The sequence below is a fragment of the Bradyrhizobium amphicarpaeae genome, assembly GCF_002266435.3.
Taxonomy (GTDB): Bacteria; Pseudomonadota; Alphaproteobacteria; order Rhizobiales; family Xanthobacteraceae; genus Bradyrhizobium; species Bradyrhizobium amphicarpaeae.
Genome location: NZ_CP029426.2, coordinates 2495697 through 2520029, shown reverse-complemented (window position 1 = coordinate 2520029; position 24333 = coordinate 2495697). Strand labels below are relative to the sequence as shown.

Here is a 24333-nt window from a genome sequence, read left to right as displayed (position 1 = left end):
CGCGCGCCTTGCCGCCAGCTTCCACCAAGTTTACGCTCCCTCCCCGCAACAACGATGTTCGGAGAGACCAGCCATGTCGCCAGCGGAAGCGCGCCTGAAGGAAGTACCGTCTGATATGACGGAGGCCGAGTGGCAGCAACGGGTCGATCTCGCCGCCTGCTATCGCCTGGTCGCGCTGTACGGCTGGGACGATCTGGTCGACACCCACATCTCCGCACGCGTGCCCGGCCCCGACCATCACTTCCTGATCAACCCCTACGGGCTGATGTTCGACGAGATCACGGCGTCGAGCCTCGTCAAGGTCGACCTGCACGGCAACCAGCTCTCCGAGAGCGAGTACAGCATCAACCCGGCGGGCTTCACCATCCATTCGGCGATCCACGAGGTGCGCGAGGACGCGATCTGCGTGCTGCATCTCCACACCCTCGACGGCACCGCGGTGTCGAGCAGCGCGGAAGGCCTGCTGCCGCTGAACCAGACCGCCCAGCTCGTCACCCACGACCTCGCCTATCACGACTATGAAGGCATCGCGCTCGACCATGACGAACGGCCGCGGCTGCAGAAGGATCTCGGCGACCACAACCACATGCTGCTGCGCAATCACGGCACGCTCACGGTAGGCCGCTCGGTTGCCTCCGCCTTCGAGCGCATGTACCACCTCGAGCGCGCCTGCTCGATGCAGGTGCGCACGCGCGCGCTCGGCACGCCGATCTACCCGGTCGAGGAGATCGCGATCGAGAAGAACACCGAGCTGCTCGCCAACCGCGACCGCGCCGAACTGCGCGCCACCAAGCTCGTGTGGCCGCCGCTGCTGCGCAAGCTAGACCGCGAGCTTCCGGGCTACCGGTCTTGAGATTTTCACGAATTTGGCGTAAGGTTTGTATTAACTAACCTCTACGCCTTCCGGAATGAAACGCCGCCCAATCCCGGGCGGCGTTTTTATTTTGGAGAGTTTCGTAGGGTGGATTAGCGAAGCGTAATCCACCATGCATCCGCGCTTGCGGAACGAAGTTGGTGGATTACGCCTGCGGCTAATCCACCCTACGGCATCGTGCCTACTTCACCTCTGCCAGCGCAGCGAGAATTCGCGCCCATGAACGAATACCCTTCTGGAAGCTGCGCAAATCATACTTCTCGTTCGGTGAATGGATGTTGTCGTCGTCCAGGCCGAAGCCGACCAGCAGCGAGTCCAGGCCGAGCGTACGCTTGAAGTCGGCGACGATCGGGATCGAGGCGCCGGAGCCCATCAGCACGGTCTCCTTGCCCCATTCCTCGGTCAGCGCTTTGCTGGCAGCGGCGAGCGGCTTCATGTTCCAGTCGAGCGCGATCGCGGGACCGGCGGAATGGTCGCCGAACTCGACCTTGCAGTCGCCGGGAAGCCGCGCGGTCACGTAGTCGCGGAAGGCTTTGCGGATCTTCTGGGGATCCTGGCCCTCGACCAGGCGGAACGAGACCTTGGCTGAAGCATGCGACGGGATCACCGTCTTGGAGCCCTCGCCGATATAGCCGCCCCAGATGCCGTTGACGTCGCAGGTTGGACGCGTCGAGGCCTGCTCGATCAGGAGCCGGCCCTTCTCGCCCGCCGGGATCGACAGTCCGATCGGCTCGAGGAACGTCTTGGGCGTGAAGTCGAGCTTCTTCCACTGCGCCAGGATATCCGCAGGCGTGTCCTTCACGCCGTCATAGAAGCCCGGAATGGTGATGCGGTTGTCGTCATCGAACAGCCCGCCGAGAATCTTGGTGAGTACGCGGATCGGATTCATGGCGCTGCCGCCGAACACGCCGGAATGCAGGTCGCGATTGGCGGCAGTGATCTTCAACTCTTCATAAAGCAGGCCGCGCAGCGAGGTCGTGATCGCCGGCGTGTTGCGATCCCACATGCCGGTGTCGCAGACCAGCACGTAGTCGGCTTTGAATTCGTCCTTGTTGGCCTCGATGAAGGGCACGAAGTTCTTCGAGCCGACTTCTTCCTCGCCTTCGATCAGGAAGGTGACGTCGATCGGCAGCGAGCCCGTCACCTTTTTCCAGGCGCGGCAGGCCTCGACGAAGGTCATCACCTGGCCCTTGTCGTCCTCGGCCCCGCGCGCGACGATGATCTTGCGGCCATCGGCATGATCGGTGACGACGGGCTCGAACGGCGGACGGTGCCAGAGATCGAGCGGGTCGACCGGCTGCACGTCGTAATGACCGTAAAAGATCACGTGCGGCCGTCCGCCGCCCCCGGTCTTGCCGACGATGGCGGGATGCCCGGCCGTCGGCCGCACTTCAGTGGCAACACCGAGGCTCGCGATGTCCTTGGCGAGATGCTCGGCCGCCGCCTTGCAATCTCCGGCGAAGGCCGGATCGGCGGAGATCGACTTGATCCGCAGCAGCGCGAACAGACGCTCCAGGCTGTTGTCGAAATCCCCGTCGATGTGGTCGAGCACGGATTGAAGCTGCGGATTGGCCATGATCGGATTCCTGACTTTCGAGTCTCAAGGGGTACCGGCTTTTAGCGCCGTCGCAGGCTCGGAGCCAGCGGCAACGGGCGGATGCCGGATGTGCCATGCGAGGGTACCTGCAAGAACCGCGGTCGCCAGAAGATTATTGCCGCAGGCCTGGAGCACATGGGGAAACCACGGCAGCGCCAGCAGCATGAGGAGGCCGCTCGCGCCGAGGGCGAGCCAGGTTCCGAGGCGCACCTTCGCCCGTTCGTCGAAGGCGGCGCGATGCATCAGCACCGTCATCGGGAAGAACAGCCACATGAAGTAGTATTGCCGCGCCAAAGGCGAGGCCACCGTGATCAGACAGAACAGGATGGCGAGCTCCTCGGCATCGGAGCGCTCCGTTCGCCGTGCTTGCCGCGGCATGACCGCGAGGAAGCCGAGCCCGAGCAAGGCCGACAGCGCCAGCACGATCCAGTTCGCCGTCCTGTAGTCGACGTCGATGATGTTCATCGTACGCGGCGGCTTCTTGGGATCGTCCTGATTGTAGTTGATCGGACGGACCAGGCGGTGCGTGACGGCGATGAGGGACTGGTTGACCCACGACCAGTTCTGCTCGTCACGCTGGCCGAAGCCCTTTTCCGAGCTCGTTCCGACCATGCCCTGATACCAGATCTTGAGCTCGGCCGCGTTGCGCTCGAAGCCGCGGATAGGGGCCGGCACGACATAGAGCAGGACGCCTGCGAAGGCGACCGTAGCGGCGGCCGCCGTCCATTTCCGCCGCCAGACCAGATAGGGCAGGACCGCAATGGGAAACACCTTGATGGCAGCGGCGAGTGCGAACATGAAGCCAGCAAGCCAGGGGCGTTGATGCCGCAAGCTCCAGAAACCGTAGAGCATCATGGCCAGCAGGACGAGGTTCGGCTGGCCAAGGTCGAACATGTCGAACACGAACGGCACGGTGACGACAGCGGGCAGCGCCTCCAGCCAGCGGCCGGGGCTGTGCCCCGAGCCGGTCATGACCTGGGAGAACGTCCCGGCGTACCACCACGCCACGGCATTCAGGATCGACAGGACGACATAGAGCGGAATTTTGCCGAACCAGCTCGGGATCGCCAGCATGATCGCCGGCAGCGGCGGATAGATGAAGTCGAAATATTCGACGGCCGTGGCGGGATAGAGCGGCTCACCCTGCAAGACCTGCTGCCCGGCCCAGAACCACAGCAGATAATCCTTGGTCTTGCCACTGCCGAAGACTTCCGGGACGAGCACGTCGGCGGTGAGCAGGACGCAGCAAAGCAGAAACAGCAGGTCCAGCGGCGCGCGCAGCGACGGATGTCTGGGCGCGTCGGGCTTGGCTAACGGGGCGGACGGGGTCACGGACTGGTCCTGTGCGGCGGCGAACAGGGCGTAGCAGACCGGTGCAGGCTTGGAGAGCCCCTCACCTGAAATTGTACGGTGGCAATCGGACTCCCCGCGAGCGAAGCGAGGTCGACGCACCAGCCGGAAACGGATTGCCTGAAACGAAGTCTTGAACTGCCTAACGCCGCAGCAATCCGCCGAGAGCGCCGCGGACCAGCGTGCGGCCGATCGAGCCGCCGAGTTGGCCGCCAACCGACTTGCCGATATTGGCGGCCATCCCGCCGATCACCTGGTTGGTGACCGATCGCGTCACGTCACGCGCAATGACCTGGCCGGCTGACAGGCGTCCGCGCTTGACGTTGGTGCCGAAGATGCTGCCGACGATCGATCCGATCTGGCCGAGAAGACCGCCGCCATTTCCGCTCACCTGGCCGTCCGCGGTGGCCGCCGTGCCGGCGATGCGCTTCTGGATCATCTCGTAAGCGGATTCTTCGTCGACCGCGGTGTCGTATTTGCCCTTCACCGGGCTTGCATCCATGATGGCCTTGCGCTCGTCCGGCGTGATCGGCCCGATGCGGGCCGAGGGCGGCCGGATCAGCACCCGCTCGACCATCGCAGGCGTGCCGTTGCCCTCGAGGAAGGACACCAGCGCCTCGCCCTTGCCGAGCTCCATGATGACCTTGGCGGTGTCGAGCTTCGGGTTGGGCCGGAAGGTCTGGGCCGCAGCGGCGACCGCCTTCTGGTCGCGCGGGGTGAAGGCGCGCAGCGCGTGTTGCACCCGGTTGCCGAGCTGTCCGAGCACGCGGTCGGGGACGTCGACCGGGTTTTGCGTCACGAAGTAGACGCCGACGGCCTTGGAACGGATCAGGCGGACCACCTGCTCGATCTTGTCCATCAGCGCCTTGGGTGCATCGTTGAACAACAGATGCGCTTCATCGAAGAAGAACACGAGCTTGGGCTTGGGCAGATCGCCGGCCTCGGGCAGCTCCTCGAACAGCTCCGACAACATCCACAGCAGAAATGTCGCGTAAAGCCTGGGGTTCTGCATCAGCTTGTCGGCGACCAGGATGTTGACCATGCCGCGGCCGTCGCGGTCGGTCTTCATGAAGTCCTTCAGCGTCAGCGCGGGCTCGCCGAAGAATTTGGTGCCGCCCTGGTTCTCCAGCACCAGGAGCTGGCGCTGGATGGTGCCGACGGTGGCCTTGGTGACGTTGCCGAACCCCTGCGCGGCCTTGCGGATCGCCGCGAGCGGATCCTCTGCTGCGTCCGCCGCCTTCTTGCCGCTATCGGGCACGATGGCGTCGAGCAGCGCGCGCAGATCCTTCATGTCGATCAGGGTCAGGCCGTTGTCGTCGGCGACGCGGAAGGCGACGTTGAGCACGCCTTCCTGCACGTCGTTGAGGTCGAGCATGCGCGCGAGCAGAAGCGGCCCCATTTCCGTGACGGTCGCGCGCACCGGATGGCCCTGCTCGCCGAACACGTCCCAGAACACCGTCGAGAACTGGTCGGGCTGGAAATTCAGCCCGATCTCGGAGGCACGCTTGACGATGAAGTCCTTGGCTTCGCCGACCTCGGAGATACCGGAGAGGTCGCCCTTGATGTCGGCGGCGAAGACTGGAACACCGGCGCGCGCAAATCCTTCCGCCATCACTTGCAGCGACACGGTCTTACCGGTTCCGGTTGCACCCGTGACGAGGCCGTGGCGATTGGCGAGCGCCAGCGTCAGCCATGCCTGCTCGTCTCCCTTGCCGACGAAGATCTTTTCGTCGGTATCGCCGAGCTTGCTGTCCTGTGCGGTCATTATTCTCTCTGATCTCTCTGCCGGGTTTCGCCTATTGAAACTCAAATGCACCAATTCCGGAGCTTAACGCATGTCAAGCGCCGATTAAAACGGTTCAACGCACTCGACCATGCGAACTTGCCGGATACGGATGGACGACATCAGCCGAAAGTAGGAACGAGGCGTTCGCAACGCGGCAATTTTTCGCCGATTCGATCTCCGCTCTTGCACCGCTGCAACACTTTTCGCGCGTTCGAAGATGAATCGCGACGACGCGTGCGTTCATCGCTTGAATTTCACATCACACCGGCTCAAGATCATTTTCGAAAGAAATACTCCGGCAAGCAAACCGGCTGAGGGGCGGGCCTTATGGACGAACTGATCGGGCGGCTGGCGACAAACGCCAGCATAGATAGTGCTGTGGCTGAAAAGTCCGTCGGCATTATCCTGGGCTTCCTCCGCAACGAGGGTCCCTCCGACAGCGTGCAGGCCCTGATCGATCAGATTCCCGGAGCGGAAGCCGCGATCGAGGCATCCAGGAGCGGCGGCGGACTGTCGCGGCTGATGGGCGGCGGCCTGATGGCGGTCGGCACGCGCCTGATGAGCCTCGGACTTGGCATGTCGGAGATTCAAAACGTCGCCCGTGAACTTTTCCGCTACGGCCGAGACAAAATCGGAGCGGATCAGATGGGCAAGATCGTTGCGGGGACGCCGGGCCTCAGCCAGTTCGCCTGAAGCTGTCGCATTTCATATCGAGTATCATGACATATCCGATCTCCGAGATTGAAGGCCTGTCGGTCTTTGCCGCCAACAAGCTGAAGGCGCAGGGTATCCGCACCACCGATGGGCTGCTCGAAGCAGCCGGCACGGTGAAGGGCCGCAAGGCGCTGTCCGCCAAGACCGGCATCAGCGAGCAGCTGCTGCTGGAATGGGCCAACGTCTCCGACTACATGCGTATCCCCGGCATGGGCCGGGCCAAGGTCGGCCTGGTGCGCGCCGCCGGTGTCACCACCGTGCGCGAGCTCGCCTATCGGAATCCGGCAAGGCTCGCCCAGAGCATGCGCGACGCCAACGAGAAGAAGAAGCTGCTGCGCATCCTGCCCACGGAGAAGTCGGTCGGCGACATCATCGCCAAGGCGAAGAAGCTGCAGCCGAAGATCACGTATTAGTTCACGTTCCTCTTCGTCATCCCGACGCAACCGCGCAGCGGTCGTCGCTGAGGGTGCTCGCCTCTTCGGCGAAACTCGAAGGATGCACGGCCACGGCTACAAACACCGCCGTCATACCCCGCGAAGGCGGGGTATCCAGTACGCCGCGCTCCTCCGTGTCGCCGCACTGCCTTCGGAGTCCTGGATTGCCCGCTTTCGCGGGCAATGACAGCGAGCGGCTGGTCTTGAACTCCCCTTCCCCGACCGCTAAAGCCACGGCCATGAATGCCTCGCCCTCCCCATCCGTCCCGCCGGCCGGCTCGGCCAGGCCAGATGTGCTGCGGACACTGCTGGATCGGCCGATCCCGGCGGTGATGGGCGTGCTCAACATCACTCCGGACTCATTTTCCGATGGCGGCGAGTTCATAGCGCCCCAGCAGGCGCTCGCACGGGCGCGGGCGATGATCGCCGATGGCGTCGACATCATCGATATCGGCGCCGAATCCACCCGGCCCTATAAGGGCGCGAAGGCGATCACGGCGGACGACGAGCTTGCTCGGCTCAAGCCGGTGCTTTCAGGCGTCGTGGCGCTCGGCGTGCCTGTTTCGATCGACAGCATGAAGGCGGAGGTGGTGGCCTACGCGCTCGACCAGGGCGCGGCGATCGCCAACGACGTCTGGGGCCTGCAACGCGATGCCGCGATGGCGCCGCTGGTGGCCGCAAGAGGCGTCCCCGTCATCGTCATGCACAACCGCGACGACGCCGATCCCGCCATCGACATCATCACGGACATGAAGACGTTCTTCCTGCGTTCGCTCGACATCGCCGCAAAGGCCGGCATCGCGCGCGACAAGATCGTGCTCGATCCCGGCATCGGCTTCGGCAAGACCGCCGAGCAGAGCCTGACCGCGCTGGCGCGGTTGCGCGAATTCGAGATGTTCGGCCTTCCGATCCTAGTCGGTGCCTCGCGCAAACGCTTCATCGCCTCGGTGTCGCCGTCGGAGCCGAAGGAGCGGCTCGCCGGCTCGATCGCCGCGCATCTGCTCGCCGCGCAGCGCGGCGCGAAGATCATCCGGACCCATGACGTCGCCGAGACCTTGCAGGCGCTGCTCGTGGCGAACGCAATCGAGGGCAAGCAATGACCGATACGATCTTCATCACCGGGCTGTCGATCCATGCCCGCCACGGCGTGATGGATCACGAGACGGAAGTCGGCCAGCGCTTCGTCATCGATCTCGAACTCTATACCGATTTGTCGGAGCCCTCGCGCAGCGACCGGCTCGCCGACACGGTGTCCTACGCCGACGTCGTGGCGACGACGACGGCGGCGTTCAAGACCGCTAATTACAAGCTGCTGGAGCGCGCGGCCGGTGCGGTCGCCGACGCAATCCTGTCGAACTTCCCGCGCATCCGCGCCGTGAAGATCACCGTGCACAAGCCGCATGCGCCGATCGCCGCGATCTTCGACGATGTCGGCATCATGCTGACCCGCTCGCGGCACCCCTGATGGCAAGCGTGCTGATCGCGCTCGGCGGCAATGTCGGCGATGTCCGCGCGACGTTCCGCAAGGCGATCGCGCATATCTGCGGCATCGCGCAAGGCGCCCTGATCGCGCGCTCCTCGGACTATGCCACCCCGCCCTGGGGCGACGAGGCGCAGGACCCCTTCATCAACGCCTGCGTCGAGATCGAGACCGATCTCGATCCGCACGCACTTCTGTTCGTGCTGCAGAAGGTCGAGCAGAAATTCGGCCGCACCCGGGACAAGGAGCGGCGCTGGGGCCCGCGCACGATCGATCTCGACATGATCGCCTATGACGACATTTCCTTGCAGAAGCCGGACCTGACCTTGCCGCATCCGCGCCTGTTCGAGCGCGCTTTCGTGCTGGTGCCGTTGGCCGAGATCGCGCCCGACCGCGTCATCTCGGGCATCCCAGTGCGTGACGGGCTCGCCAGCGTCTCGACGCAAGGCATTGAGCGGCTCCCGGATACCGGTTAACCAAAATCGACCGTTTGCAGGGACGGTCGGCCGTGGCAAATTCGCCTCGCGAATAACGATATTCTTGGGAGCCCTTGGCCGCATGACCTCCGTGACTGACGACCTGAAGCTGGCGGCCGATTTTCCCCAGGCAACCGTCGAAGACTGGCGCAAGCTGGTCGACGGCGTGCTCAAGGGCGCGCCGTTCGAGAAGCTGGTCGGCAAGACCTATGACGGGCTCAAGATCGATCCGCTCTATCCGCGCGCCAAGGGCGTTGCGCCCGTGATGGGACGGCCTGCGGCCGCGCCGTGGCAGATCGTGCAGCGGATCGACCATCCCGATGCGGCGCTGGCGAATGCGCAGGCGTTGCAGGACCTGGAGAACGGCGCGACCGGGCTCGCGCTGGTGTTCGCGGGAGCCAACGGCGCACGCGGTTTCGGCCTGGAACCTTCGGCCAAGGCGGTCGCAAAGCTGTTGAAGGACGTCCATCTCGACGCCGGCATCGGCATCGAGCTCGAGATCGGACCTCAATCGCGGATGGCCGCGATCCATGTCGCGGAATTTGTGAAGAGCAACGGCCTCGATCCCGCAGCCTGCAACATCCGCTTCGGGCTGGATCCGCTCGCGGCGAGCGCGGTGTGGGGCCACAGTCCCTATACATGGGACGAGATCGCCCCCGCCGTCACCGGCGCGATCAAGGGCCTCGCCGCGCTCGGCTTCAAGGGACCGTTTGCGTCCGCCGACGGACGCGTCATCCACGATGCCGGCGGCTCGGAGGTGCAGGAGCTCGCCTTCGTTCTCGCCTGCGGCGTCGCTTATCTGCGCGCGATCGAAGGCGCCGGCATTGCGCTGGAAGCCGCGCGCGGCATGGTCTATGCGCGACTCGCCGCGGACGCCGACCAGTTCCTGACCATGGCCAAATTCCGCGCGTTGCGGCTGCTGTGGGCACGCATCGAAACATCGTGCGGGCTGACGCCCCAACCATTGTTCATCGCTGCCGACACCGCCTGGCGCATGCTGACGCAGCGCGATCCTTATGTGAACATGCTGCGCGCGACCATCGCGACATTCGCGGCAGGGCTTGCCGGCGCCAATGCGATCACCGTGCTGCCGCATACGCTCGCGCTCGGGCTGCCCGACCCGTTCGCGCGCCGCGTCGCGCGCAACACGCAACTGTTGCTGCTGGAGGAAAGCAACCTCGGCAAGGTCAGCGATCCCGCTGCGGGCGCCGGCGGCATCGAGACGCTGACGGCGCAGCTTTGCGACGCCGCCTGGGCGCTGTTCCAGCAGAGCGAGACAACCGGCGGCGCCTTTGCCGCGCTTCAGCAGGATCTGTTCCAGAGCAAGGTTTCGGCGACACGAAAAGCACGTGACGCCAACATCGCCAAGCGCCGCGACGTGCTGACGGGCGCCAGCGAATTTCCAAACCTTCACGAGCGCGAAACGGCGGTGCTGACGGCGACGCCAATCGCGCTCGCGCCTTACGGCGAGCAGAAATACAAGTTCGAGGCGCTGCCGCCGATCCGGCTCGCGGAGCCTTTCGAGGCGCTGCGTGACAAATCCGACGCAGCGCTGAAGGCGCGCGGCTCCCGGCCGAAAGTGTTCCTGGCCAATCTCGGCACGCCCGCCGATTTCACGGCGCGGGCGACCTTCGCCAAGAGCTTCTTCGAGGCCGGCGGCATCGAGGCCATGGGCAACGAGGGCTTTGCCGATCCGGTCAGCCTTGCCGCCGCCTTCAAAGCCTCCGGCGCCGAGCTTGCCTGCCTTTGTTCCAGCGACAAGGTTTATGCCGATCAGGCGGAACCGGCAGCGAAGGCCCTGCAAATGGCGGGAGGCCGACATATCTTTCTGGCGGGCCGCCCCACCGAGGCTGAGGCGGTGCTGCGCGCGGCCGGCGTCACCGGTTTCGTCTTCGCCGGAGGCGATGCGCTTGCGACCCTGCAAGACGCCTACCGACGGATGGAGCAGGCATGACCGACACCAGCAAACCCGTTCTCACCGGCGGCTGCCAATGCGGGGCGGTGCGCTTCGGCGTCACGACGGCGCCGAACCGGGTCTCGATCTGCCACTGCCGGATGTGCCAGAAGGCGGCCGGCGCGCCGTTCGCCTCCTTTGCCGACATCAACAGGACCGACTTCGCCTGGACCAAGGGACAGCCGTCGTTCTTCCGCTCCTCCACCATCGCCGAGCGCGGCTTCTGCCCCGCCTGCGGCACGCCGCTGAGCTTTGGCCGCATCGACGGCGACCGGATCGAGATCATGACCGGCGCGTTCGACCGCCCCGACCGGGTGATCCCGACGCGCCAGTTCGGCACCGAATCCCGCCTCGGCTGGGTGGTCGGCATCGCCAATCTTCCGAGCCAGACCACGCAGCAGAATTACGGACCGGAGAAGATGGCGACGATCGTCAGCCATCAGCACCCGGATCATGATTGATGAAATGGTTGAAGCCATGAGCCGCATTCCCAATTTCGCAAACGTCGCCTTCGAGCGCTCCCCCACCGCCGCGCTGTCAGGCAGCGCCGAACCGTGGCTGACGCCCGAGGGCATTCTGGTGAAACCCGCCTATGGCGAGGCTGATCTCGCCGGGCTCGATTTCCTCGAGACCTATCCGGGCATCGCGCCCTATCTGCGCGGCCCCTACCCGACCATGTATGTCAACCAGCCCTGGACCGTCAGGCAATATGCCGGCTTCTCCACGGCGGAGGATTCCAACGCGTTCTACCGCCGCAACCTGGCTGCCGGACAGAAGGGCCTTTCGGTCGCCTTCGACCTTGCCACCCATCGCGGCTATGACTCTGATCATCCGCGCGTCGGCGGCGACGTCGGCATGGCCGGCGTGGCCATCGATTCCATCTACGACATGCGCACGCTGTTTGCGGGCATTCCGCTCGACCAGATGAGCGTGTCCATGACCATGAACGGCGCGGTGCTGCCGATCCTCGCGCTCTATGTCGCCGCGGCCGAGGAACAGGGCGTGCCGTCGGAGAAGCTGTCGGGCACCATTCAGAACGACATTCTGAAAGAGTTCATGGTGCGCAACACCTACATCTATCCGCCCGCGCCCTCGATGCGGATCATCTCCGACATTTTTGCGTACACCTCGCAGAAGATGCCGAAATACAACTCCATTTCCATCTCCGGCTATCACATGCAGGAGGCCGGCGCGACGCAGGACCTCGAGCTCGCCTATACGCTCGCCGACGGCGTCGAATATCTGCGTGCCGGACTTGCTGCCGGCCTCGACGTCGACCGCTTTGCCCCGCGACTGTCGTTCTTCTGGGCGATCGGCATGAACTTCTTCATGGAGGTCGCCAAGCTGCGCGCCGCGCGGCTGCTCTGGGCGAAGCTCCTGAAGCCGTTCAACCCGAAGGACCCGCGCTCGCTTTCGCTGCGCACGCATAGCCAGACCTCGGGCTGGTCGCTGACCGCGCAGGACGTCTTCAACAACGTGATGCGGACCACCGTGGAGGCGATGGCGGCAACTCAAGGCCACACCCAGTCACTGCACACCAACGCGCTCGACGAGGCCTTGGCGTTGCCGACGGATTTCTCGGCGCGCATCGCCCGCAACACCCAGTTGTTCCTGCAGCAGGAGAGCGGCACCACCCGCATCATCGATCCCTGGGGCGGCTCGTATTACGTCGAGCGGCTCACGCGCGACCTCGCGGCGAAGGCCTGGGCCCACATCCAGGAGGTCGAGGAGCTCGGCGGCATGGCCAAGGCGATCGAGGCCGGCCTGCCGAAGCTGCGCATCGAGGAAGCCTCCGCCAAGACGCAGGCGCGGATCGATGCCGGCAAGCAGGCGGTGATCGGCGTCAACAAGTACAAGCCGACCGACGAGGCAGCGATCGACATTCTCAAGGTCGACAACACCAATGTCCGCCGCCTGCAGATCGACAAGCTGACGCGGCTGAAGAGCGAGCGCAGCCAGAAGGACGTCGATGCCGCGCTCGCGGCAATCACGCGCTCGGCCGGCGAAGGCAACGGCAATCTCTTGGCGCTCGCAATCGACGCGGCGCGGGCCAAGGCGACCGTCGGCGAAATTTCGGACGCGATGGAGAAGGTGTTCGGCCGGCACCGCGCCGAGATCAAATCCATCACCGGCGTCTACAAGCGGGAGGCGTCCAGCATGGGCAACCAGGTCGAGAAGGTTCAGGCGCTGATCGACGCCTTCGAGGAAGCGGAAGGCCGCCGCCCGCGCATCCTGGTCGCCAAGATCGGCCAGGACGGCCACGACCGCGGCCAGAAGGTGATCGCCTCGGCGTTTGCCGATATCGGCTTCGACGTCGACATCGGACCGCTGTTTGCGACCGCCGACGAGGCTGCGCGGCAGGCCGTCGAGAACGACGTGCATATCCTCGGCGTCTCTTCGCTAGCCGCCGCCCATCTCACCGCCGTGCCCGAATTGAAGGCCGCGCTGAAGAAGCAGGGCCGCGACGACATCATGATCATCGTCGGCGGCGTGGTGCCGCCGCAGGATTACGATGCACTCTATGCCGCGGGCGCCGAAGCGATCTTCCCGCCGGGCACCGTGATCGCGGAGGCGGCCGAGGAGTTGATCCGCAAGCTGAATGCGCGGCTCGGGCATAGCGAGGCGGCGGAGTAGCATCGCCGTCGATTTCCCGACAAGAAGGATTTTGCGTGATGTATTTCGCGCCAACGTCGATGCGTGCGCTCGCCGTCGCCGCGTTTTTCAGCGCGCTGTTCGGTCCGGTCCACGCCACAGACCCCAAACCCGACGCCGTCGTCAAGACGAGGAGCATCGAGGCGCGCGTCTTCCTCGACCACAAGATCAAGGCGGATGCAGCGCTGGCGGCAGATTGCCTCACCGAAGGTAAAAAGTGGCTCGACAAGAATTCCGCAGAGGCTGCCGCCGCGCGCAAGGCCGACCCGCAGTTCTTCAAGGACGGCGGCTGGGATTTCGAGCGCAAATATGAGATCCGCTCCGTCGTGGCCGACCGCTATGTCAGCGTTCTCCGCAACGACTACATGGACACTCACGGCGCGCATCCCAATTCGGACGTGAACACGATCCTGTGGGACAAGGCCGACAACAAGCGCATCTCGATCCGCCCGTTCTTCAGCGAGACCGCCGACAACGGCGCGACCATGAAGGCGGTGGTGAAAGCGATCATCGCCTCGCTCAAAGTTGAGAAGAAGAAGCGGGATGCCGGCGAGACCGCCACCGACGAATGGTTCAAGGAGCTGAAACCGAGCCTGCTCAAGGTCGGCGCGGTGACGCTGGCGCCCTCGACCGAAGCGGGGAAGAGCTCCGGCCTCACCTTCCACTATCCGCCTTACGCCGTCGGCCCGTACGCCGAGGGCGAATATGTCGCCTTCGTGCCGTGGGAAACGTTGAAGCCTTACTTGACCGCAGATGGCACCCGCATCTTTGGCGGCGCGCGGCCGAAGGACGACGCGCAGGAGCCCTGAGCGGTCGCTAACCGGATCGCCCCAGCGTCCGCGCAAGTGAGTTCGTCCAGTCGGGAATTCAGGACGCGAATAGCGCCTGCCAGCGATCGGCATCCGCAGGCTCGGTCTCGAGCGCGACCGACCATTCGATGAGGGTGCGGTTACCCTCGATGATCGGGCGCAATTGCAGGGTGCCTTGATAGCGCGTCGGCGCCGGCGCCCGGCTTCCGTCATCCCGCGGATACGGCAGCGCTTCGAGACCGGCATAGGTCAGGGTGTGCTGCCGGTCCGAGTGATCGACCAGGCGCTGGCGGATCCAGTTTCCAAGATAGCAGAACCGCCTGATGGCGCCGACCTCATCGCCGCGCTTGTCGTCTTCGATCACGCTCTCGCTGACGCCCTCGATGTAAGCGGGATAGTTGTTGAAATCGCGGATCAGCGACCAGACCTCGTCCAAGGGGCGGTCGAGCACCGCGCTGTAATAGGCTTGGGTCATCGGCTTGCCTCCGGTTCTCGTTACGCGCAGAGGTTGGCGCGTTGCACCGGCAAGACCCACCCGGTTTCCGACTGCCCGTCCGATGGGCATGCCTTTCGCACAACATCTGCATCTCCTTGGTAGCGCTATCTTGCGGCGACGCTGCAAAGCCGACTAGAATGTCGCCATTGAGAAGAGCGCCCGACATCACGGGCGCCGTTGGGAGGCATTCAATGTCCAGGATTTCGCGCCGCACTTTTGCGGCTTCAACGGCTGCGGTTGCCGCATCCGCCGCTTTCGGCTTCAAGCCCGCACGCGCACAAGCCTATCCGGGTCGGCCGGTCACCGTGATCGTGCCGTGGGGCGCGGGCGGCGGAACCGACGCCACCGCGCGCATTGTCGCAGCGCTGCTGGAAAAGGATCTCGGCCAGCCCTTCAACGTGATCAACCGCACCGGCGGCTCCGGCGTGGTCGGCCATAGCGCGATCGCGACCGCACAACCCGACGGCTACACCATCGGCATGCTCACCGTCGAAATCTCGATGATGCACTGGCAGGGCCTCACCGAGCTGACGCCGAGGAGCTACACCCCGCTGGCGCTGATGAACGAGGATCCCCCGGGGATCCAGGTCTCCTCCTCCTCGCCATACAAGACGGTCAAGGAGCTCGCCGAGGCCATCAAGGCGGCACCTCCCGGCAAGTTCAAGGCTTCCGGTACCGGCCAGGGCGGCATCTGGCATCTCGCGCTGGTCGGCTGGATGCAGGCAATGGGCCTGCCCGCCAACCAGGTCGCCTGGGTGCCCTCGAACGGCGCGGCGCCCGCGATGCAGGATCTCGCCGCCGGCGGCCTCGACCTCACGACGTGCTCGGTGCCGGAGGCACGCGCGATCATCGAGGCGGGCAAGGCCAGGAGCCTCGCCATCATGGCCCCCGCGCGCAACCCGGTCTTCAAGGACGTGCCGACGCTGAAGGAAGCGATGGGCATCGACTACGCAACCGGCGCCTGGCGCGGCATTGCCGGACCGAAGAACCTTCCGCCGGAGATCGCGAGCAAGCTGACCGCTGCGCTGAAGAAGGTCTACGACTCCGCCGAGTTCAAGGACTTCATGACCAATCGCGGGTTCGGCACAGTCTGGGGCGATGCAGGCCAGTTCACTGGCTTCATGGACAAGGGCGATGCCCAGATGGGCGAAGCGATGAAGGCGGCCGGCCTTTCGAAAGCCTGATCCGATTTCGGCCGGTGACCTCGGCAACTACGTCTGATGGCCTCTCCCCGCGCGCGGGGAGGGGAGAACTTCTTTCATAGGACTCCTCCCATGCGTCTTCCCGACTCCGTTACGGGATCGTTTCTCGTCGTGCTTGGCGCGGCGGCTGCCTATGGCGGCTATATCCTGCCGCCGGTGCCCGGCCAGCCGGTCGGCCCCAATGTGTTTCCGCTGGTGATCGGGACGGGCCTCGCTCTGTGCGGCCTCGCGATCGTGTTCGGAATCGGCCACTCTTTCGAGGAGGAGGAAGAGCTGATCCCTCTGGAGGATGGCCAGACGGCAGCCATTCCACCCCCGCAGGGCAAGCTCTACGGCCTGCGCGCCTTGCTGCCGCCGGGGTTGCTGCTGTTCTACGTCGTCGCCGCCGACCGGCTCGGCTTCATCATCACCGCGGCGCTTATGGTCTACGTCACCTCGACCGCGCTCGGTGCGAAGTGGAAGCTGGCCCTGCCGCTAGCGGCGCTGTCGCCGTTCGCCATTCACCTCATCTTCGGCAAGCTGTTGCGCGTGCCGCTTCCTGCCGGCCTGCTGCCGACGCCCTGGTAATTCCCCATGCTGAAGACCCTGATTGAAGCCTTCGCCCTGATCTCCACCTGGGAGGTCATCATCGCGATGGTCGCGGCCTCCGTGTACGGCCTCGTGATCGGCTCGCTGCCCGGCCTGTCGGCGACGATGGCAACCGCCCTGCTCGTTCCCGTCACCTTCTACCTCTCACCGATCGCGGCGATCGCGACCATCGTCGCGGCGTCCTCGATGGCAATCTTCTCCGGAGACATTCCGGGTGCACTGCTGCGCATTCCCGGCACGCCCGCCTCCGCGGCCTATGCCGACGAGGCCTATGCGATGACGCGGAAGGGCCAGGCCGAGCTGGCGTTAGGTGCCGGCGTGTGGTTCTCCGCCGTCGGCGGCATCGCCGGCGTGCTGTCCTTGATGATCCTGGCGCCGCCGCTCGCCGAGATCGCGCTGTCGTTCTCGACCTTCGAATATTTCTGGCTGGCGCTGCTCGGCCTGATGTGCGCCACCCTGGTGGCGCGCTCTTCGCCGGTGAAGGCGATCGCCGGCATGTTCCTCGGCCTGCTGGTCTCCTGCGTCGGCATCGAGAACCCCGGCGGCGTTCCGCGCTTCACTTTCGGCCTCACCGATCTGTTCGGCGGCATCGAGCCAATCCCGGCGCTGGTCGGCGTGTTCGCGGTGGCGCAGGTGATGCGTGCGATGCTGACGCCCGAGCCGCCGCCGCTGCCGCGGCGGAAATTCGGAAGCATCATGGCCGGTCAATGGAAGCTGACCAAAAAGTATCACTGGCAGATGACGCGCGGAAACATCGTCGGCATCATCATCGGCGTGCTCCCCGGCGCCGGTGCCGACATGGCCGCCTGGGTCTCCTACGCGATGTCGAAGCGTTTCTCCAAAGAACCGGAAAAATTCGGCACCGGCCATGTCGAAGGCCTGGTCGAGGCCGGCGCGAGCAACAATGCCAGCATCGCCTCGGGCTGGGTGCCCTCGCTGCTGTTCGGCATCCCCGGCGACACCATTGCCGCGATCGCGATCGGCGTGCTCTACATGAAGGGGCTCAATCCGGGCCCGACGCTGTTCACCGAGAAAGCGTCGAGCATGTACGCGATCTATTTGATGTTCATCATCGCGAACATCCTGATGATCCCGCTCGGCATCGCCATGATCCGGATCGCCGCCTACATCCTGCTGGCGCCTCGCTCAGCCATCATGCCGATCATCATGCTGTGCTGCGCGGTCGGCTCGTTCGCGATCGGCAACAACATGTTCGGCGTCGTCACCGTCGCCGCCTTCGGCGTGATCGGCTACGTCATGGAGGCGAACGGCTATCCCGTCGCCGCGATGGTACTCGGCATCGTCATGGGGACCATGGTCGAGCAGGCCTTCGTCACCTCACTGATCAAGTCCGACGGCAGTATCCTGCCATTCTTCGAGCGCCCGGTTGCCGCCATCCTCGCCGCGATGGCGATCGGCGCCCTGCTCTGGCCGGTGATGGTCTGGGTCTGGCGCAAGTTGAAACCGGCGCAGACGGCGGCGGCAACGGGCAGGTGATATGGGGCGGGCGGCCCTCGCCTGCCCGGCCTCGGCGTTGTAAAGCAGGGCATGACTGAGAAGAAGGCCTCGCTCGACATCCCCTCCCTCGCCCGCGACCTCCGTTCCGGCCATCGCGCAGCGCTCGCTCGCGCCATCACGCTGGTGGAAAGCCGGCGCGGCGACCACCAGGCGCTGGCGCGAGAGCTGGTGCAGATGCTCCTGCCCGACACCGGCAAGGCGTTCCGCGTCGGCATCACCGGCTCGCCCGGCGTCGGCAAGTCCACCACCATCGATGTGCTCGGCACCTATCTGATCGAGCAAGGCAACAAGGTCGCGGTGCTTGCGGTCGATCCGTCATCGGCGCGCAGCGGCGGCTCGATCCTCGGCGACAAGACGCGAATGGCGCGGCTGTCGGCCTCGGACCATGCCTTCATCCGGCCCTCGCCGTCGTCCGGCACGCTCGGCGGCGTCGCCGCGAAAACACGCGAGGCGATGCTGCTCTGCGAGGCTGCCGGCTTCGACGTCGTGCTGGTCGAGACCGTCGGCATCGGCCAGTCCGAGACTGCCGTCTGCGACATGACCGACTTCTTCCTCGCATTGATGCTGCCGGGCGGCGGCGACGAATTGCAGGGCATCAAGAAGGGCCTGGTCGAGCTCGCCGACATGATCGCCATCAACAAGGCCGACGGCGACAATCTCAAGCGCGCCAACATCACCGCCGCCGATTATCGCGGCGCGCTGCATATTCTGGCGCCGAGGTCCGAGCATTGGCATCCGCCCGTCCTCACCTATTCGGCGCTGGCCGGCACCGGCATCGCCGAGCTCTGGCAGAAGGTTCTCGATCACCGCAAGGCGATGAACGCATCGGGCGATTTCGCCGCGCGGCGGCGTGAGCAGCAGGTGAAATGGATGTGGTCGATGCTGGAGCAGCGCATGCTGGCGCGGCTGCGCAGCGAGGCCTCGGTTCGCAGCAGGGTCCGGAAGATCGAGGCTGAAGTCGCCGACGGCCATCTCACCCCGGCGCTCGCCGCCGAGCAGATATTGGAGTTGCTGAAATGAGCGAGAAGCTCCGTATTCTCCTCACCGGCTTCGGGCCGTTCCCCGGCGCGCCCTATAACCCGACCCAGCCGCTGGTCGCGCGGCTCGCGCAATTGCGCCGGCCGGCCCTCGACGATGTCGAGCTGTCGAGCCACATCTTCCCGGTCACCTATGCCGCGGTCGACCGGCAATTGCCCGAGGTGCTCGCGAAGGTGAAACCGGACGCGCTTTTGATGTTTGGCCTCGCCGCGCGCACGCCCTACCTACGCATCGAGACCCGCGCGCGCAACGCCGTCACCATGCTCTGGCCCGATGCCGCCAACACCCGATCGCGCAAGCGCGGCATCGCAGGCACCGCCGACGCCATGAATTTCGGTCCGCACACCGCAAGGCTGCTGCGCGCCGCGCGCCTCACCGGCATCGATGCGCGGCCCTCGCGCGATGCCGGCGCCTATCTCTGCAACTATCTGAGCTGGCGCGCGATCGAGAATGTACGCGCGGGCGGGCCGCAGCTTGCGGCCTTCATCCACATTCCCCTGCTCGCGCGCGGCGGCGCGGTGCGGCGCAAGGGCGCAGCCCGGATCACGCTGGAGGAACTGGTGGATGCGGGCGAAGCCATGCTGATCGAGATGGTGGGGCTCGCGAGGAAAGCGCGGAACACAGCCTCATAGGGTGGATTAGCGCAGCGTAATCCACCTCTTCTGCATCAACGTGTTCCGTACGCGCGGTGACATGGTGGGTTACGCCTACCGCTAACCCACCCTACGACACCTCCGCTGCGGTAAACACTTAACCCTACCGCGAACAATCCTCGCGAGCCCGGCCGCCCTGCGCTACCTAGTCGGCGCGGATGCCCTCCCGCTTCCGCCGGAGGACGCGTCATGGACCTCAATCGCCGTCATCTCATCGGAGCTTCGACCGCAGGCATCGCCGGCGCGCTGGCCATGCCGGCCGACGCCGCGCGCGCGGCGCCACTGACATCCCTGCTCGGCCGCGACGCCACGCAATACGGCATACGGCCCGGCAGCAGCGAAGATCAGACCCGCGCGCTGCAACGCGCGATCGACGAGGTTGCACGCGCACAGCTGCCGCTGGCACTACCACCCGGCGTCTATCGCACCGGGCTGTTGCGGCTGCCGAACGGCGCACAATTGATCGGCGTACGCGGCGCGACGAAACTCGTCTTCACCGGCGGCGCCTCGGCGATCCAGGCTGACGGTGCCGATGCAATCGGCCTCACCGGTATCACCTTCGACGGCGGCGGCATTCCGCTGCCGACGCGTCGCGGGCTGATCCATGTGCTCGGCGGACGCGACATCCGCATCGCCGATTGCGAGATCACGAACTCAGGCGGCAGCGGCATCTGGCTCGAACAGGTGTCCGGCGACATCTCGGGCAACATCTTCACTGACATCGCGGTCACCGCGGTGGTCTCGTTCGACGCCAAAGGCCTCAGCGTGTCCCGCAACACCATCATCGGCACCAACGACAACGGCATCGAGATCCTGCGCAGCGCGATCGGCGACGACGGCACGCTGGTCGCCGACAACCGCATCGAGAACATCAAGGCCGGTCCCGGCGGCTCCGGTCAGTACGGCAACGCCATCAACGCGTTCCGCGCCGGCAACGTGATCGTGCGCGGCAACCGCATCAGAAACTGCGATTACTCGGCGGTGCGCGGCAATTCGGCCTCGAACATCCACATATCCGGCAACAGCGTCAGCGACGTGCGCGAGGTCGCGCTCTATTCCGAGTTCGCTTTCGAGGCCGCGGTGATCGCCAACAACATTGTGGATGGCGCGGCGGTCGGCGTCTCCGTCTGCAATTTCAACGAGGGTGGCCGCATCGCGGTGGTCCAGGGCAACATCATCCGCAACCTGATCCCGAAGCGCCCGGTCGGCACCGCGCCCGACGACGACGCGGGCGTCGGCATCTACATCGAGGCGGATTCAGCCGTGACCGGCAATGTGATCGAGAACGCGCCATCCTACGGCATCGTCGCCGGCTGGGGCAAATATCTGCGCGACGTCGCAATCACGGGCAACGTCATCCGCAAGGCCCTCGCTGGCGTCGGCGTCTCCGTCGTGCCGGGCGCGGGCATCGCGCTGGTCAACAACAACATGATCTCCGAAACCCCGCGCGGCGCCGTCGTCGGCCTCGACCATGCGCGTGCGGTGACGTCGGATCTGTCAGCCGACGGCGCGCAGCGATTCGCGCAGGTGATGGTCGGCGGCAATGCGGTGCGGCGCTGAAAGCCGCCTCCTCGCCTCTGGGGCCAGACGCTAGAACGCGTTCCTCAGCAGTGGGTACTTGGCTTCCAGGCCGTCGAGGCTGAAGGTGAATTCGACGACGCGTTTGGGGGCTGCGACGATTTCCTCGGCCGGCGGCGTGAACTGCGGCAGGAGCGCTGCCATCGCGGCAGGCGCGGTCTTCGGCGGCTTCGCGGCAGACACAGGGAGCGGCGGCCTCACTTCAGGCGCGGTGAATGGCGCGACTGCGGCCGGCGCGAGCGGTGACCTCACGGCAGGTGCGACGAAGGGCGCCCTCGCCGCGGGGGCCTTGAGCGGCGGCATTTCGGTAGGCGCGGTAAACGATGCCACCGCTGCGGGCGCGGCGAGCGGCGCGATCGGGGCTTCGGTGATCTCGGCGAGAACGTCCGGCTGGGGATCGAGCCTGACCGGCACGGCGGTCTCGGGGGCGATGTGGACGGCCTTTGGCTGCAGGGTCTGGGGCTCCAGAGTGTTGGGCTCCAGAGTGTTGGGCTCCAGAGTCTTGGGCAGCACGATCTCCGCCTGCTGCTCGCGCGGAAACACACGGGGCATGGTCGCCGGCGACCAGCCGAATGCCGGTGTCACGCTTGCAGCGGCCTCGGCGACATCGGCACCGGTCGCCAGCGCGCGCCAGGTCTGGACGGCGCGCTTGGCTTCCTGGATGTTTTCGAGGAATGCGATCTCGGAATGATAACGACGCCAGCGGCCGGTCTCGAACATTTCGGAGAGATGTTGCAGCCGCTGCTCGGCGAGAGCGCACCAGCGCGCCGCGACGTCGCAGCCAGCAACCACGGCACGCGCAGACGCGCAGTTAGACTCTTGGCGATGTGTCATTAACCAGCCCGTCAGAGGAAAACACGGACGCGGGGGACGCAACGCACACGAATCAATTTAGAGGCGACATGAATATTTTGTGGAAAAGTTTTAACTTGTCCAGCAACGACACGGCACTGGCCGTCAATCACCGTAGTCGTGCGGAGATTTGCCGTGTTTTCGAGTCAAGCTTCGCGCAAGCATAGCCGGCTTGCGGCGAGTTGCGCGAGCGGCGGCCATCAGTGAGGGCGCGACCTCTCAACCGAAAGCTGAACGTGGAAGTGGTTGCAGAGAATCGGATGCCCAGCGCTTTGGTTCTGATTGAATCAGGACCAAAGCCTGGCTTCTCGTTCTGACGCGTTTTCTTCCCGCGAACCGGAATCCACTTCGCTGGAAACCGCTCTGAAAAGAAAAGACCCGTCCGGGGGGACAACCGGACGGGTCGAGCCATATGGGCGCTTGGGGTGGATGGGCGCTCGCGCCTAATATGACTGATGGGGAGGGATGACCGCTCCCACATAATTTGGTCGTGGCAGCTAGCTGAACGTTCAATGCCGCGTTCGATTTTTTGACCTTCGCAACGCGCGCATCTTTGTCGCAAGCGCTATCGCGTCGCCGGCCTATCCGCCTGAGAAACCGTGGCTTTATCGTCCGCGCTCGACAACGAGGGTTGTTCGATCGCGCGGCTGTTGGGCTCGTCGCGACGCTTCGCGGCATCTTCACGTTTTGTTGTACCCGACGCAGCCGCAACGGGCGTGGCGCTGTCGGCGGGAACAGCCAAGACCGCGGCAAACGCATCGGCCTGACCGTCGCCGAAAAGCTCGTCGCGCCCGGGAGAGCCGAGGTCGCGCGCGGTCTTCGCCAGCGTCATGCGCAGTGCTTCCGGCTTCAAGGCGTAGTTGCGTTCGAGCAGCAACGCCGCGACGCCCGAGACGTAGGCGGCCGAGAACGAGGTTCCCGACGTCATCTGGTACTTGCCGTCCGGCGCCGGCAGGAAGATGTCGACCCCGGGCGCTGCAATGGCGACGTAATTGCCGCGGTTGGACGCGGGGAACAGCCTGTCCTGCTGGTCGGTCGCGCTGACCGCGATCACGTTGGGATTGGCGGCTGGATAGAGCGGCGGCGATTTCGCGCCGGCATTGCCGGCAGCCGCGATCAGCACGAGGCCGCGCGCGGCGGTCGCCGCGATGGCCCGTTCGATCACCGCGTCCTTTGGACCGGCGAAGCTCATATTGACGATCTGCGCGCCGTGCTCGGCGGCGTAATTTAGCGACCGCAGGATGATGTAGGACGAGCTCTCGGCGCCGTCATTGGCACCGCCGAACGCGCGGATCGCGATGATGCGGGCCTCGGGCGCGCTGCCCATCAGCCGGTCATGCGCCACGATCGCGCCGGCAATGCCGGTGCCGTGGACGTGCGGCCCCTCCGCGCTGCCGAGCGCATCGAAATTGTCGGCGATGGAATTGGCGAGTTCGGGATGCCTGGTGTCGATGCCGGAGTCGATCACGGCAACCGTGACGTTGGCGCCGTGCGCCAGCGTATGCGCCTGCGGCAGGCGAAGTTTCGTCAGGGCATATTGCGCAGGATCGCCTTCGCTCGGGGGCGTCGATTTCTGATCCTGCAGCACATAGCGGAAGTTCGGCTGGACCGAGCGCACGCTGCCATCAGTCGCGAATTCGCGCCGCACCGTCTCGTACGGCCGGCCATCCGTGATGCGGAACAGACCGAACGTCGCCCCGATCAGCGGGAAGCTCTCCGACGAGATCCGCGTCAAGCCGTGCCGCCGGGCCAGCGCGTCGGCGTCACCGGGTGACAACGTCCCGTCGATCTCGGCCACGAATTCGTTGGCGAAGCTGCGCAGATTGGCGGCAACCGGCGTGGCGTTGCCGCGGCCCTTGCCGGCGCTCTTCTTGCCGGGTTTGCCAGGGTCACCGCCGCCGGCATTCGGCTGCGCCAGGCATTCGCCGCCGGCATCGCGATAGGGCGCGGTGCAGGCCGGATACAGGTTCGGCGAGTAGCGTGCATAGGGCAGCACCGTCGTCGGCCGCAGGCGCGCCGTCGTGGTGTGGGGAATGGTCGCGATCGTGCGCGGGCCGCGATCGACGGACACCGCCCTGGCCGAGACCGTCGGACCGACGCGCGAGGCGATGCTCGGAGAGATGGTCGGCGTTCGCGTGGGCACGCTGATCGTCGGCGTGCGCATGATCGCCTGCGCCTGCGCAACCTCGACGCCGAGACAGGCGGCGATCAGAAGCGCGGCGCCGGCCGATGAAGCGTAGGCCCCGGCGCGCACCCTGCTCTCGGACTTGCCTGTCATCGGA

At 65.4% G+C, this 24333-nt stretch carries 22 protein-coding genes; 16 read left to right on the top strand and 6 right to left on the bottom strand.

All coding sequences use genetic code 11. The features are described 5' to 3' along the window. Positions 1-73: 73 nt before the first annotated feature. Positions 74-853, top strand: a complete 780-nt coding sequence (locus CIT40_RS11580) for a class II aldolase/adducin family protein (protein WP_094896069.1) — start codon at positions 74-76, stop codon at positions 851-853. Between the two features lie 202 nt (positions 854-1055). Here the strand turns inward: CIT40_RS11580 and CIT40_RS11575 are convergent, their stop codons facing one another. The 3 genes from CIT40_RS11575 to CIT40_RS11565 all read right to left on the bottom strand — a co-directional run bounded on the left by CIT40_RS11575 (position 1056) and on the right by CIT40_RS11565 (position 5586). Next, positions 1056-2450 (bottom strand): M20/M25/M40 family metallo-hydrolase, encoded by a 1395-nt coding sequence (locus CIT40_RS11575; protein ID WP_094896068.1) that lies wholly within the window; start codon positions 2448-2450, stop codon positions 1056-1058. Between the two features lie 24 nt (positions 2451-2474). Further along, positions 2475-3803, bottom strand: a complete 1329-nt coding sequence (locus tag CIT40_RS11570; protein ID WP_162307450.1) for a glycosyltransferase family 87 protein — start codon at positions 3801-3803, stop codon at positions 2475-2477. A 160-nt stretch (positions 3804-3963) separates the two neighbouring features. Beyond that, positions 3964-5586 (bottom strand): helicase HerA-like domain-containing protein, encoded by a 1623-nt coding sequence (locus CIT40_RS11565; protein ID WP_094896067.1) that lies wholly within the window; start codon positions 5584-5586, stop codon positions 3964-3966. Positions 5587-5934: 348 nt separating this feature from the next. On the opposite strand from CIT40_RS11565, the gene CIT40_RS11560 reads away from it, so the two are divergent. From CIT40_RS11560 to CIT40_RS11520, 9 genes are all read left to right on the top strand, one after another. Continuing rightward, the gene (locus CIT40_RS11560) at positions 5935-6300 is read left to right on the top strand and encodes a hypothetical protein (RefSeq protein ID WP_094896066.1); all 366 of its coding nucleotides are present in this window, start codon (positions 5935-5937) and stop codon (positions 6298-6300) included. A 26-nt stretch (positions 6301-6326) separates the two neighbouring features. After that, positions 6327-6734: a DUF4332 domain-containing protein gene (locus CIT40_RS11555; RefSeq protein WP_094896065.1), complete on the top strand. Its 408-nt coding sequence runs from the start codon at positions 6327-6329 to the stop codon at positions 6732-6734. A gap of 260 nt (positions 6735-6994) precedes the next feature. Further along, entirely contained in the window at positions 6995-7855 is an 861-nt protein-coding gene (gene folP, locus CIT40_RS11550; RefSeq protein ID WP_094896063.1) for a dihydropteroate synthase, read from the top strand. Continuing rightward, positions 7852-8220 (top strand): dihydroneopterin aldolase, encoded by a 369-nt coding sequence (gene folB / locus CIT40_RS11545; protein WP_094896062.1) that lies wholly within the window; start codon positions 7852-7854, stop codon positions 8218-8220. Before folP ends, folB begins: the two co-directional genes overlap by 4 nt. Continuing rightward, positions 8220-8711 (top strand): 2-amino-4-hydroxy-6-hydroxymethyldihydropteridine diphosphokinase, encoded by a 492-nt coding sequence (gene folK, locus CIT40_RS11540; protein ID WP_094896061.1) that lies wholly within the window; start codon positions 8220-8222, stop codon positions 8709-8711. Before folB ends, folK begins: the two co-directional genes overlap by 1 nt. Positions 8712-8793: 82 nt before the next feature. Continuing rightward, complete coding sequence (locus tag CIT40_RS11535) at positions 8794-10665, top strand: methylmalonyl-CoA mutase family protein (RefSeq protein WP_094896060.1); 1872 nt, start codon at positions 8794-8796, stop codon at positions 10663-10665. Beyond that, positions 10662-11126, top strand: coding sequence for a GFA family protein (locus CIT40_RS11530; protein ID WP_063196030.1), 465 nt, complete (start codon positions 10662-10664; stop codon positions 11124-11126). Before CIT40_RS11535 ends, CIT40_RS11530 begins: the two co-directional genes overlap by 4 nt. 16 nt (positions 11127-11142) lie before the next feature. After that, on the top strand, positions 11143-13299 hold the full coding sequence (gene scpA, locus CIT40_RS11525) for a methylmalonyl-CoA mutase (RefSeq protein WP_094896308.1): 2157 nt from the start codon (positions 11143-11145) through the stop codon (positions 13297-13299). Between the two features lie 59 nt (positions 13300-13358). Then, the gene (locus tag CIT40_RS11520) at positions 13359-14126 is read left to right on the top strand and encodes an RsiV family protein (RefSeq protein WP_094896307.1); all 768 of its coding nucleotides are present in this window, start codon (positions 13359-13361) and stop codon (positions 14124-14126) included. Positions 14127-14184: 58 nt separating this feature from the next. On the opposite strand, the gene CIT40_RS11515 is transcribed toward CIT40_RS11520, so the two are convergent. Then, entirely contained in the window at positions 14185-14601 is a 417-nt protein-coding gene (locus tag CIT40_RS11515) for an SRPBCC family protein (RefSeq protein WP_094896059.1), read from the bottom strand. Positions 14602-14813: 212 nt separating this feature from the next. Here CIT40_RS11515 and CIT40_RS11510 point away from each other — a divergent pair, with 212 nt between their 5' ends. From CIT40_RS11510 to CIT40_RS11485, 6 genes are all read left to right on the top strand, one after another. Next, positions 14814-15806 carry a tripartite tricarboxylate transporter substrate binding protein gene (locus tag CIT40_RS11510; RefSeq protein WP_094896058.1) on the top strand — a complete coding sequence of 331 codons (993 nt, stop codon included), beginning with the start codon at positions 14814-14816 and terminating at the stop codon, positions 15804-15806. A gap of 90 nt (positions 15807-15896) precedes the next feature. Next, complete coding sequence (locus tag CIT40_RS11505) at positions 15897-16391, top strand: tripartite tricarboxylate transporter TctB family protein (RefSeq protein WP_094896057.1); 495 nt, start codon at positions 15897-15899, stop codon at positions 16389-16391. A 6-nt stretch (positions 16392-16397) separates the two neighbouring features. Then, positions 16398-17909, top strand: coding sequence for a tripartite tricarboxylate transporter permease (locus CIT40_RS11500; RefSeq protein ID WP_094896056.1), 1512 nt, complete (start codon positions 16398-16400; stop codon positions 17907-17909). A gap of 51 nt (positions 17910-17960) precedes the next feature. Continuing rightward, complete coding sequence (gene meaB / locus CIT40_RS11495; protein ID WP_094896055.1) at positions 17961-18950, top strand: methylmalonyl Co-A mutase-associated GTPase MeaB; 990 nt, start codon at positions 17961-17963, stop codon at positions 18948-18950. Beyond that, complete coding sequence (locus CIT40_RS11490) at positions 18947-19600, top strand: pyroglutamyl-peptidase I (protein WP_094896054.1); 654 nt, start codon at positions 18947-18949, stop codon at positions 19598-19600. Before meaB ends, CIT40_RS11490 begins: the two co-directional genes overlap by 4 nt. A gap of 210 nt (positions 19601-19810) precedes the next feature. Then, positions 19811-21181, top strand: coding sequence for a TIGR03808 family TAT-translocated repetitive protein (locus CIT40_RS11485; protein ID WP_094896053.1), 1371 nt, complete (start codon positions 19811-19813; stop codon positions 21179-21181). Between the two features lie 30 nt (positions 21182-21211). Here the strand turns inward: CIT40_RS11485 and CIT40_RS11480 are convergent, their stop codons facing one another. After that, entirely contained in the window at positions 21212-21991 is a 780-nt protein-coding gene (locus tag CIT40_RS11480) for a TIGR03809 family protein (RefSeq protein WP_162307448.1), read from the bottom strand. Positions 21992-22616: 625 nt separating this feature from the next. Then, positions 22617-24329 (bottom strand): S8 family serine peptidase, encoded by a 1713-nt coding sequence (locus tag CIT40_RS11475; RefSeq protein ID WP_094896051.1) that lies wholly within the window; start codon positions 24327-24329, stop codon positions 22617-22619. Between the last annotated feature and the right edge of the window lie 4 nt (positions 24330-24333).

What these genes read in the sequence shown, in the direction of transcription:
- CIT40_RS11575 (WP_094896068.1), bottom strand. Translation starts at nt 2,450, where the DNA reads ATGGCCAATCCGCAGCTTCAATCCGTGCTCGACCACATCGACGGGGAT.
- scpA (WP_094896308.1), top strand. Translation starts at nt 11,143, where the DNA reads ATGAGCCGCATTCCCAATTTCGCAAACGTCGCCTTCGAGCGCTCCCCC.
- CIT40_RS11475 (WP_094896051.1), bottom strand. Translation starts at nt 24,329, where the DNA reads ATGACAGGCAAGTCCGAGAGCAGGGTGCGCGCCGGGGCCTACGCTTCA.
- CIT40_RS11500 (WP_094896056.1), top strand. Translation starts at nt 16,398, where the DNA reads ATGCTGAAGACCCTGATTGAAGCCTTCGCCCTGATCTCCACCTGGGAG.
- CIT40_RS11580 (WP_094896069.1), top strand. Translation starts at nt 74, where the DNA reads ATGTCGCCAGCGGAAGCGCGCCTGAAGGAAGTACCGTCTGATATGACG.
- CIT40_RS11520 (WP_094896307.1), top strand. Translation starts at nt 13,359, where the DNA reads ATGCGTGCGCTCGCCGTCGCCGCGTTTTTCAGCGCGCTGTTCGGTCCG.
- folP (WP_094896063.1), top strand. Translation starts at nt 6,995, where the DNA reads ATGAATGCCTCGCCCTCCCCATCCGTCCCGCCGGCCGGCTCGGCCAGG.
- folK (WP_094896061.1), top strand. Translation starts at nt 8,220, where the DNA reads ATGGCAAGCGTGCTGATCGCGCTCGGCGGCAATGTCGGCGATGTCCGC.
- folB (WP_094896062.1), top strand. Translation starts at nt 7,852, where the DNA reads ATGACCGATACGATCTTCATCACCGGGCTGTCGATCCATGCCCGCCAC.
- CIT40_RS11490 (WP_094896054.1), top strand. Translation starts at nt 18,947, where the DNA reads ATGAGCGAGAAGCTCCGTATTCTCCTCACCGGCTTCGGGCCGTTCCCC.
- CIT40_RS11505 (WP_094896057.1), top strand. Translation starts at nt 15,897, where the DNA reads ATGCGTCTTCCCGACTCCGTTACGGGATCGTTTCTCGTCGTGCTTGGC.
- CIT40_RS11560 (WP_094896066.1), top strand. Translation starts at nt 5,935, where the DNA reads ATGGACGAACTGATCGGGCGGCTGGCGACAAACGCCAGCATAGATAGT.
- CIT40_RS11565 (WP_094896067.1), bottom strand. Translation starts at nt 5,586, where the DNA reads ATGACCGCACAGGACAGCAAGCTCGGCGATACCGACGAAAAGATCTTC.
- CIT40_RS11515 (WP_094896059.1), bottom strand. Translation starts at nt 14,601, where the DNA reads ATGACCCAAGCCTATTACAGCGCGGTGCTCGACCGCCCCTTGGACGAG.
- CIT40_RS11555 (WP_094896065.1), top strand. Translation starts at nt 6,327, where the DNA reads ATGACATATCCGATCTCCGAGATTGAAGGCCTGTCGGTCTTTGCCGCC.
- CIT40_RS11510 (WP_094896058.1), top strand. Translation starts at nt 14,814, where the DNA reads ATGTCCAGGATTTCGCGCCGCACTTTTGCGGCTTCAACGGCTGCGGTT.
- CIT40_RS11530 (WP_063196030.1), top strand. Translation starts at nt 10,662, where the DNA reads ATGACCGACACCAGCAAACCCGTTCTCACCGGCGGCTGCCAATGCGGG.
- CIT40_RS11535 (WP_094896060.1), top strand. Translation starts at nt 8,794, where the DNA reads ATGACCTCCGTGACTGACGACCTGAAGCTGGCGGCCGATTTTCCCCAG.
- meaB (WP_094896055.1), top strand. Translation starts at nt 17,961, where the DNA reads ATGACTGAGAAGAAGGCCTCGCTCGACATCCCCTCCCTCGCCCGCGAC.
- CIT40_RS11485 (WP_094896053.1), top strand. Translation starts at nt 19,811, where the DNA reads ATGGACCTCAATCGCCGTCATCTCATCGGAGCTTCGACCGCAGGCATC.